At 43.9% G+C, this 8,830-nt stretch carries 9 protein-coding genes and 1 other RNA gene; 2 read left to right on the top strand and 8 right to left on the bottom strand.

Annotated features, from left to right (window positions below; translation table 11 throughout):
* Window positions 1–506: 506 nt before the first annotated feature.
* From KUL49_RS11195 to KUL49_RS11185, 3 genes are all read right to left on the bottom strand, one after another.
* Window positions 507–785: an ISAs1 family transposase gene (locus KUL49_RS11195; protein ID WP_258312647.1), complete on the bottom strand. Its 279-nt coding sequence runs from the start codon at window positions 783–785 to the stop codon at window positions 507–509.
* Between the two features lie 74 nt (window positions 786–859).
* Window positions 860–1,015: a transposase family protein gene (locus tag KUL49_RS11190; protein WP_141306335.1), complete on the bottom strand. Its 156-nt coding sequence runs from the start codon at window positions 1,013–1,015 to the stop codon at window positions 860–862.
* 178 nt (window positions 1,016–1,193) lie between these two features.
* Window positions 1,194–2,276 (bottom strand): tryptophan 2,3-dioxygenase family protein, encoded by a 1,083-nt coding sequence (locus KUL49_RS11185; RefSeq protein ID WP_131137313.1) that lies wholly within the window; start codon window positions 2,274–2,276, stop codon window positions 1,194–1,196.
* Between the two features lie 236 nt (window positions 2,277–2,512).
* Here KUL49_RS11185 and KUL49_RS11180 point away from each other — a divergent pair, with 236 nt between their 5' ends.
* A complete protein-coding gene (locus KUL49_RS11180; protein ID WP_131137312.1) occupies window positions 2,513–2,794 on the top strand; it encodes a late competence development ComFB family protein in 282 nt (93 codons plus the stop codon).
* A gap of 15 nt (window positions 2,795–2,809) precedes the next feature.
* On the opposite strand, the gene ffs is transcribed toward KUL49_RS11180, so the two are convergent.
* Window positions 2,810–2,906, bottom strand: an RNA gene (ffs, locus tag KUL49_RS11175) — signal recognition particle sRNA small type.
* 86 nt (window positions 2,907–2,992) lie between these two features.
* Complete coding sequence (locus KUL49_RS11170; RefSeq protein WP_131137311.1) at window positions 2,993–4,051, bottom strand: Glu/Leu/Phe/Val dehydrogenase dimerization domain-containing protein; 1,059 nt, start codon at window positions 4,049–4,051, stop codon at window positions 2,993–2,995.
* 308 nt (window positions 4,052–4,359) lie between these two features.
* Between KUL49_RS11170 and KUL49_RS11165 the strand changes: the two genes are divergently transcribed.
* Window positions 4,360–4,827: an Lrp/AsnC family transcriptional regulator gene (locus tag KUL49_RS11165; protein ID WP_014948689.1), complete on the top strand. Its 468-nt coding sequence runs from the start codon at window positions 4,360–4,362 to the stop codon at window positions 4,825–4,827.
* 45 nt (window positions 4,828–4,872) lie between these two features.
* Here KUL49_RS11165 and maiA read toward each other — a convergent pair whose 3' ends face one another.
* From maiA to tyrR, 3 genes are all read right to left on the bottom strand, one after another.
* Entirely contained in the window at window positions 4,873–5,526 is a 654-nt protein-coding gene (maiA, locus tag KUL49_RS11160) for a maleylacetoacetate isomerase (protein ID WP_014975930.1), read from the bottom strand.
* 155 nt (window positions 5,527–5,681) lie between these two features.
* The gene (locus tag KUL49_RS11155) at window positions 5,682–6,692 is read right to left on the bottom strand and encodes a fumarylacetoacetate hydrolase family protein (RefSeq protein ID WP_014948687.1); all 1,011 of its coding nucleotides are present in this window, start codon (window positions 6,690–6,692) and stop codon (window positions 5,682–5,684) included.
* A 416-nt stretch (window positions 6,693–7,108) separates the two neighbouring features.
* A complete protein-coding gene (tyrR, locus tag KUL49_RS11150; RefSeq protein WP_014948686.1) occupies window positions 7,109–8,665 on the bottom strand; it encodes a transcriptional regulator TyrR in 1,557 nt (518 codons plus the stop codon).
* Window positions 8,666–8,830: the final 165 nt, after the last annotated feature.

Raw genomic sequence — 8,830 nt, 5'->3', positions numbered from 1 at the left:
AGTGCGAATACGCCCGTTTTTCAATACTTGCCTTCCCAAAATAGCCGAGGAACCGGATAGTTGGATTAATAATAATTTCCAACTACTGGAGTTATTGCATGAGCTTTTTGAAAGATAATAGGTATGATTCCCAGTGCAGATTGTTCTCTATCAACCAGTGCCCACGTACTGCTTTAGCCAGTTGCTCCTCGGTGAGTAAGGATGAGCTGATGTGATAGCGACAATTCGATTCCGGTGCGTTTCCTGTCGCCCGAATGATAATGATATGCCTAGCGTGGTTAATTGAGACCATTGAGGAAAGGCAGCCGATACTTCTCCAGCGGGTAACGTGTAATAAACGCGACCTTCTATTTTTCCACAATTGTTCTCCAGCGCGATTGGTCCAAGTGGCGATTAACGAATATCAATGAACGTGTTTTCAACGCCTCAAAGAGTTACCCTTTATTACCTTTAAGCGTGTACAGGTAATCGCCTTCTTTGCCTACTATTGTGTCAGCAATCTCTGTTTAACACCCCATGGCATTAATATATACTAGGGGGTCTCTATCGATAAGCTCTGGTATCGCAGTAATTTCACTGGATTTATTGGCTGTTTTGAGTTGACCAAGCACCATTTGATTGGCGTACGCAGAGGAATTCACCATATGGATAGTCACTTGACGCTCATCTCGTAAGTATGACCCTCGCAGTATTTTTTCATCACTGGCAATCACATCTCCGTCTGCCATGTCGTGGACACTACGCATCCAGCCAATGAAGCAGTCGCTAAATTGCTCTGGGTCGATACATGAAATGTATACGCGCTATAGTGTCATCAACGGAAATACCATCAAGCAGGAAACCGTGTTTCTTAAACCAATCATGATGACCATCGGTCATAAAACTGAATATCAGCCCCTGCAATCACACCATATAAGGTGACAAATAAGTCATCATGCAGAGAGTAGGCGTTTTTTGCGGATTGAAGATGGTCGACTAACGCGCTGAAATGTGTGGTGAAGGATTCAAAAAACAAGGTAAACTCTTTGGAAGGGAAGTATAAGATCATAGCTAGATGAAAGCGTCAAATATATCGAAAATCGCCCGAATTAGTGACAACATCCTGCTTACAACGCCATTACATTGGCTGAAATAGGAAATTTGACGTTCAAAAGTTAAACTAGCAGTACAAAGTCTCAACCCAGACCTAAATTTCAGGGCTTATTCGCTGCTTCCCTTACAGTTTCAGGCAGTTCTGGCAATGCACTTTTGGGAAGTAAGAAGGTTGCCATGTTAAAAAAGTCTAAATATATACGATTAGACTCAGTGGTTTTCTTGAGGTAATGATGTCCTGACGATCCACCAGTGCCAATTTTAGTGCCCAGCATTCGCTGAACCATCATTGCGTGACGATAGCGCCATATAGTGAGTTGCTCGTCTATCTCTGTGAGTGCAGTAATAAGCTGAAACGGCAGATTAAAGATAGGCTCTTCAGAGTACTGCTTTATAAATAATGCAGAAAGCAATGCTTTATGACTTAAGCGGAACTTGCCCTCGCCTCTTAACTTTTCAAACTGCGTATCATCAAACAACGCATCAAAGTTCTCCATCGTTGCTTGTAAGTCTTTTAGCTCTTGTCGCCGCTCTGTATCAGATAGCATGTCATTGGTTGAAATTGTATGATGGTCGTCTTTCAACATTTCGTCTGCCGCATTTTTATAATATTGCCAAAAATCGAAACCTTCCGTTTTTAGAAGCGGCATTCTTGACAGCCATTTGTCGACCAGCTCAAACAAACTGGGTTTGCTTTCAAGGGTTTCCAATAACGCTCTATCTTTATCAGTCAGACGGTTGTAGAAGCTTTGCTTATCAAAGTCGATTCTGAAATCACGCTTTAGGCCTAGTGATATTTCTAAACGCTTGAACTGTATACTTTGGAAGCCCGACGCGGGCACCAGGTAGTCCCTAAACGACAAAAACTGCTGTGGCGTCATGGTTTCCATGATAGCAATTTGATCGTTCATTAACTTTTGAATTTGTATGACTCGCTGTAAGCGATGCACCACTAGTGTTAGCTGCTGATCTTTAACTGTTTCTTGATTAAACGTATCAATTACTGCATTTAATTCATGAAGAACCTGCTTAAACCAAAGCTCATAAACTTGGTGAACAATAATGAACAGCATTTCTTCGTGCGCCGCGTCACCGTACTTCTCACTCTGTAAGTCCTGCGCCCCCAAGATCTTATCAAGCTGTAGGTAATCGCCGTAGTAGCAGGGCTCTATATTTTTTTTCATGTCGTTCTTGCCTTATTGCTTTGTTTAACTTCGTAATTCTATCACCGTCGACTCGACATCCACAGAATACAAGCTATACATTATAAGGATATATAGCCAAGGTTCGTGTTGTGCCATTTAGCTTGTATAAAAATGTGTCCAATTAATTGGACAAGCGCTGTATTTTCCGCACAACATATTTGCATACCACAGCACTTTTACGCAGGGCGCTAACAACAATTATAAGGGGAATGAACATGAAACTAGATGACGACATCCATAACTATTATGAACACCTGGTTTTAGAAAGAATCAGTAAGCTGGGGCTCGATACCACGAAAAGTCCTGATTACTTAGCAGACTTGTGCTGCCTTGCCTTAAATCAGGTTCCACCGCGTTATATCCGCTACGAAGTAGACATGGCGTTTTACCTGCCTCAGAGCGAACGAAATCAAATGGAAATGAATGTTGAGCATGCTATTAGTAAAGCACTCAAGTACTTAGATGAAATAGAAAAGACTAAAAATGAAGACGAATAAGGAATTTGGGTGGCGGGCCTCCAGCCACATCCCGGCACATGAGTCGTCTGCTGCGGCTGCTCCCTTCCAGGCCTGACCGGGTTCACAGAGTATCATTGCGGGAGGACCAAAAGCCCACCATAGAAAATCGCATTCAAAGCAAAGTCATTCGCCCCTGCTTGAGTGCGGGGCGCATTATGACTATTTGGTTGAGAGTTTTCAACCCTTTAAAGAAAATCTCTCTTCGGCAATAAGGTTGGCAACGCGGTTTGTCGCCGCCCCTTCTTGCTCTGCACGGGTATAAATTTCTTTTAGCGTTTCGCCGATTTGCTCAATATGTGCGCGAAGCGCTTCATTAGAACTCGATTCCATACGCTGATGAAAGATGTCGATAACGCCACCCGCGTTGATCACGTAATCTGGCGCATACAGAATGCCGCGTTGTTGAAGCAATTCACCAATATCTTCACGTGCAAGCTGGTTATTTGCAGCGCCTGCAATTACTTTGGCTTTGATTTCAGGCAATGACAGATCGTTAATGGCTGCACCCAACGCACATGGCGCTAACACATCCACATCTAAGCTCAGTATTTCTTCCGGCGCTACAGCTGTCGCACCAAATTCAGATACTGCTTTTTCAACACCTTCAGGATAGATATCCGCAACATAAAGCTTGGCACCGTGCTCATGCAAATGCTTTGCAAGACGGTAGCCAACGTGCCCCATACCTTGTATAGCAACACTGACGCCATCAAGGCTGCGCTTCAAGCCGTACTCTACCGTCGCCTTCAATCCCACAAACACACCGTATGCTGTAGACGGAGCCGGGTTTCCGTCAGGTACTTCGCCCGCATAGTGGTATTTAGCATTAACACCAGCGATGTAATCCGACTCGGTTGCCATAGTTTGCAAGTCCGTTACTGAAATACCAGAGTCTTCAGCAGTGAAATACTTGCCGCCCAATGATTCAACAAACTTGCCCATTGCCTTCATCATTTCTTGCGATTTAGCCTTACGAGGGTCGCCGATGATCACAGATTTACCGCCGCCAAGCTCCAAGTTAGCCATGGCTGCTTTATACGTCATCCCCTTTGACAGTCTCAACACATCGGTCAATGCCTCACCACTATTTACATAGGGCCACATGCGACAACCGCCAAGTGCTGGCCCCAGATTGGTATTGTGTACAGCAATAATGGCGCTCAAGCCCGCCTTCTCGTCATGATAAAACGCAACGTGTTCGTGATTATTGAACTCCGGGTGATCAAAAACTGACATATTTTCCCTATTAATACTGTGATGAATTAAAGCCTACCCAAGGTCTAGCTGTCACGAAAACGAAACGCCGCTCATTTGGGATGATGTGAGAGTCTGAAGATGATTTGCGGTACACTTATCGGCCTCGCAAAGATCAGCAACATTTTGCCAAGTGTATCCGATTGTTTTGAGGACAGGCCTTGCAAAGTTTGTTAATGAAATTTACAAACTGAAACGCAATAGAATTGATTACAATTTTTCTAGGACAGCTATCCTAGAATTTTTTTTGATATATAATAAACATCATAAAAACGACGGAAACAGTGTTAATGAAATTGGATAAATTTGACCGTGAGATTTTGCGCGTACTTCAGCAAGACGCCACGGTGTCGATGGCAGATTTAAGCCAGCGTGTTGGATTGTCGCATACTCCGTGCTGGAGACGTGTCAAACGAATGGAAGCCGACGGCATCATTCTTGGTAAAGTCACATTGCTAAACAGCAAAAAGCTGAATTTAGGTGTGTCGGTCTTTATCTATGTCACGTTGAAAAACCATGACGGTGACTCGCTAACCGATTTTGAAAATGCCGTACAAAACATCGATGAAATCGTGGAATGTCATACCACCAGCGGTGAAAAAGACTATTTACTAAAAGTGATAGTGGAAAGTATTGAAGAGTACGAATTCTTACTTAAAACGAAATTAACTCACCTGCCTCTTGTCGATCATTTAAGCTCAACCTTCGCCTTGAAGCAGGTGAAAAACACCACCGAGCTACCGATTAAACGCCAATAACTCAAAAAATGGGGTAAGAGTACATTTCTACTCTCCCCCGTCAGTCTAAGTGGCGTCTATTTGATTTTCGGGCTTAGCCCGCTCAAAAGCATCTAACTCGTTACAGTTCTTCGCTATCTTACTAATTAAAGGGTAGCGACTCATATCGACGTTAAAACGTTGCGCATTATACACTTGGGGTACTAAGCAAATATCAGCCAGCGTAACATCGAAATCAAAGCAGAACTTTCCGGCTTGGGTCTGAAGACGCTTTTCAATGCCGTCGAACCCCAGCGTTATCCAGTGGGATGCCCACTTCGCCACATCATCTTGTGACGCCTCAAAATTCCCTTTTAGCGCATTCAGTACACGTAGATTACCCAAAGGCTGAATATCACACGCGATATCTTGTGCTAGCGCTCTGACTCTGGCTCTCTCTGTTCGATGTTCAGGAACCAGCTGGTGTTCGCCTTCATACCGTTCATCAAGATATTCGATGATTGATAACGATTGATTCAAAATAATATCTTCGTCTTCGTCAACCAAAGTAGGGACAAGGTGCGCAGGATTGAGACGCGTATATTCGCTACTGTGCTGCTCGCCACCGTTGTTTACAAGATGTACAGGTACATACTCGTACTCAACCCCTTTCAAATTCAGCGCAATCCGCACGCGGTAAGAGGCGGTCGAACGCCAATAGCCGTAAAGTTTTATACTCATGGTACTACCACACCTATTAAACGTTTTTGGTAGGAGTGCAGGGCTTTGATGAATCTAAACGCTCTACTCTCTCTTATAATGATAGTGGGGAAAACAGCAACGTGCCTACTGAGTAAACCACGTTATTACCCCACACTACTTTTCATTTTAAAATTTTAGCTAAGCGGTTTAACTTGCTGTTCAATGGCGCCAAAAACAGAGTGGCCTTCTTTATCTAGCATTTCTATGCGAATACGATCGCCAAACTGCATGAAAGGAGTAGAAGGTTTGCCGTCTCGAATAGTCTCAATCATGCGCACTTCTGCAATACATGAATAACCCACACCGCCTTCAGCGATGGCAGAACCATGATCTGTACCCTGTTTATTAGACACTGTACCCGAGCCGATGATAGCACCTGCACCTAGGTTTCTGCTCTTGGCGGCGTGCGCGACTAGCTGACCAAAATCAAACGTCATGTCCTGACCCGCTTCAGGCTTACCGAATAGTTCACCATTGTAGGTTGAACGCAAAGGCAAGTGAACTTTGCTATCTTTCCACGCATCACCTAATTCATCTGGTGTTACAGCAACCGGAGAAAAGCTAGACGCAGGTTTTGATTGGAAGAAGCCAAACCCCTTCGCCAATTCGCCTGGGATTAACCCTCTAAGTGACACGTCGTTAACTAACATAATAAGTCGAATGCGCTCTGAAGCTTGTTCAGGCGTACACGCCATAGGAACATCATCGGTAACAACGGCGACTTCACCTTCAAAATCGATTCCCCAATCATCACTTGGAAGTATGATGTCATCCTCGGGTCCAATAAAGTCATCGGAACCACCTTGATACATCAATGGGTCAGTCCAAAAGCTTTCCGGCATTTCTGCATTACGCGCCTTTCGCACCAATTCCACATGGTTCACGTAAGCACTTCCATCAGCCCATTGGTAAGCTCTAGGCAGAGGCGACTCACAGCGAGATGCGTCAAACGGCACGCTGTCACACGCATTGTCATTTAGCGCTTGGTATTTCATCTGTAGCTGAGGGGCAATCTCTTTCCAATTATCCAATGCGTCTTGCATCGTTTTCGCAATGTCCTGTGCACTGCATGCTCGAGAAAGGTCCTTCGACACTACCATTAGGCAGCCATCTCGGGTTTCATTCTTATAGGTTGCTAGTTTCATTGTTCTTTCCTCGAAAAATTATTCATCAGCTTGGCGCTCTTGTCTTTTATTAATACGTTCTGAATAAAAGACCTATATCTTTTTACGCGGCAGCATCACACACAATTCCATGATTATAGTTATGCCACTAGTTGGTGTGCGTTGAGAAGTGATCTGTTGACGAAGTTTTATTTGGCTGTAAGAAAGGATGTACGCTAGTAAGCCTCTATTGAGCAGGTATAGCGCTGCCCGCTTGCTCCGTGGGCGATGTAAATTTATCGTAACAGATGAATTGATATTGCTATGAGGTACAAAAACGCATTAACGATATAAAAATTGGCGTTGACCATTTGCCATTTTTACTTTGCTAAACGACGTCAAATATACTTGGTCACATTGACCTTCACCCTATGGCAAAGGTCAATGCTCCCATATAATTAAAGCTTTACCGTTGCCTTGTTAATGCCGTACTCACGTAATTTATTTGCAATTGCCGTATGACTTAACCCCAGTTTTTTAGCCAATTGACGGGTACTTGGGTAGGAAGGATATAACCGCTTGAGCAAGTCCTTTTCAAACTTCTTCACTTCTTCGTCTAATGTGCCGTCAAAGTTTTCGTCAATATAAGTGACGCTTGGCGCACAACTTGGAAGCTGAATGTCTTCCTTGGTAATCTCCTTACCGTCAAGGAGTGATAACGCGCGATACAACGCATTCTGTAGCTGTCTCACATTACCCGGCCACGGGTACTGCTGCAGAAAATCAACACAGGATTTACTGAGTTTCGCAGGACGGCGACCTAACTTGGTACTGTGTTGAACGATGAAAGACTCGGCTAGAGGAACGATATCCTGCCTTCTGTCTTTTAAAGAAGGCATAACCAAACTTAGTACGTTTAAGCGGTAGTACAGTTCTTTTCTAAATCGTCCTTCTTCTACAAGCTGGCCTAAGTCACGACAGGTGGTGCAAATAAATCGCACGTCTACCTTAACTGGCTCAGAATCCCCTACTCTTCTAAATTCGCCGTCTTCCAGAACGCGGAGCAGTTTAGCTTGAAGCTGAGAAGACATATCAGCAATTTCATCGAGAAGAAGCGTACCGCCTTTTGCTTGCTCTAATAGCCCCACTTTTGCATTAGGCTGATTGAACGCCCCCGCTGCGTAACCGAATAATTCGGTTTCTGCCACGCTGTCAGGTAAAGACGCGCAGTTTAAAGCTAAAAATGCACCTTCACTGCGACGGCTAGACTGGTGACAGGCTCTGGCAATCATTTCCTTGCCTGTGCCTGTTTCACCAAAAATTAAAATAGGTGCATCCAAATCAGCTATTCGCTTGGCTTCATGAACGACTCGCTTCATAAACGGAGACTGAGTGACAAAGCGGTCAAAGCTATCAGTGGGAGACTGGTGGAACGCGGTAAATTGCTGTCCTAGTCGCATCTCTGATTTTAATATCACCACAGCACCTGCCATGATCATATTCTGCTCGCCGTCAGGCACGGTAATAGGCAGCATATCGGCTAGGTAATCCTGTTGAATAAACTTCACTTTCGAAGACTGAGGGCCAGGCGATTTACCGTCCATCCATTTAGTAAAGTTAAAGCCTTTCACAACTTCGCCAATTTCAATGCCTTCTATTTCGCTACTCGGAATTTCTAGCCCCGCGCATACCGCTTCATTGCATAGCAAGATATTGCCTTTGGCGTCGATAGAAAACACAGGGTCGGGCAACGTTCTTAAAATAGCGGAAAGCTGATTTTTTTCACGCTCTCCTGGCATGAAAAGCGTCGTCTTCACATCGTCGATACCATCGATGCGGCGAATTTGAGGCATGAGGTGTTGAAAATCTGCAAATTCGATATTGGGAAAATTAAGGAAAATTTTTCCCGCAGGGTCAATTTCAATACCGCGTAAATCTATTTCTTTAGTAACGAGAATATCTAAAACATCTTGAGTGATACCAAGACGGTCCTGACAGCTTATTTCTAGACGCATAGGGTGTTACAGCTATTTTGTAAACATATATGTACAGAATATCATACTTTTACAAAAAGATAACAAGATAAATGTTACAGATGGTTAAATTTGCGATGAATCACACATTTAAGAACGCGCAGAGAGCATGATAAAAAGGCCGTGCATACCAAATAAAAAAGATGC

Origin of the sequence: Alteromonas sp. KUL17, assembly GCF_006538305.1 — a bacterium.
In the GTDB taxonomy this organism is placed as follows: domain Bacteria; phylum Pseudomonadota; class Gammaproteobacteria; order Enterobacterales; family Alteromonadaceae; genus Alteromonas; species Alteromonas macleodii.
Note: the sequence above shows the minus strand (reverse complement) of the source record. Positions and strands in the feature narration are given on the sequence as shown.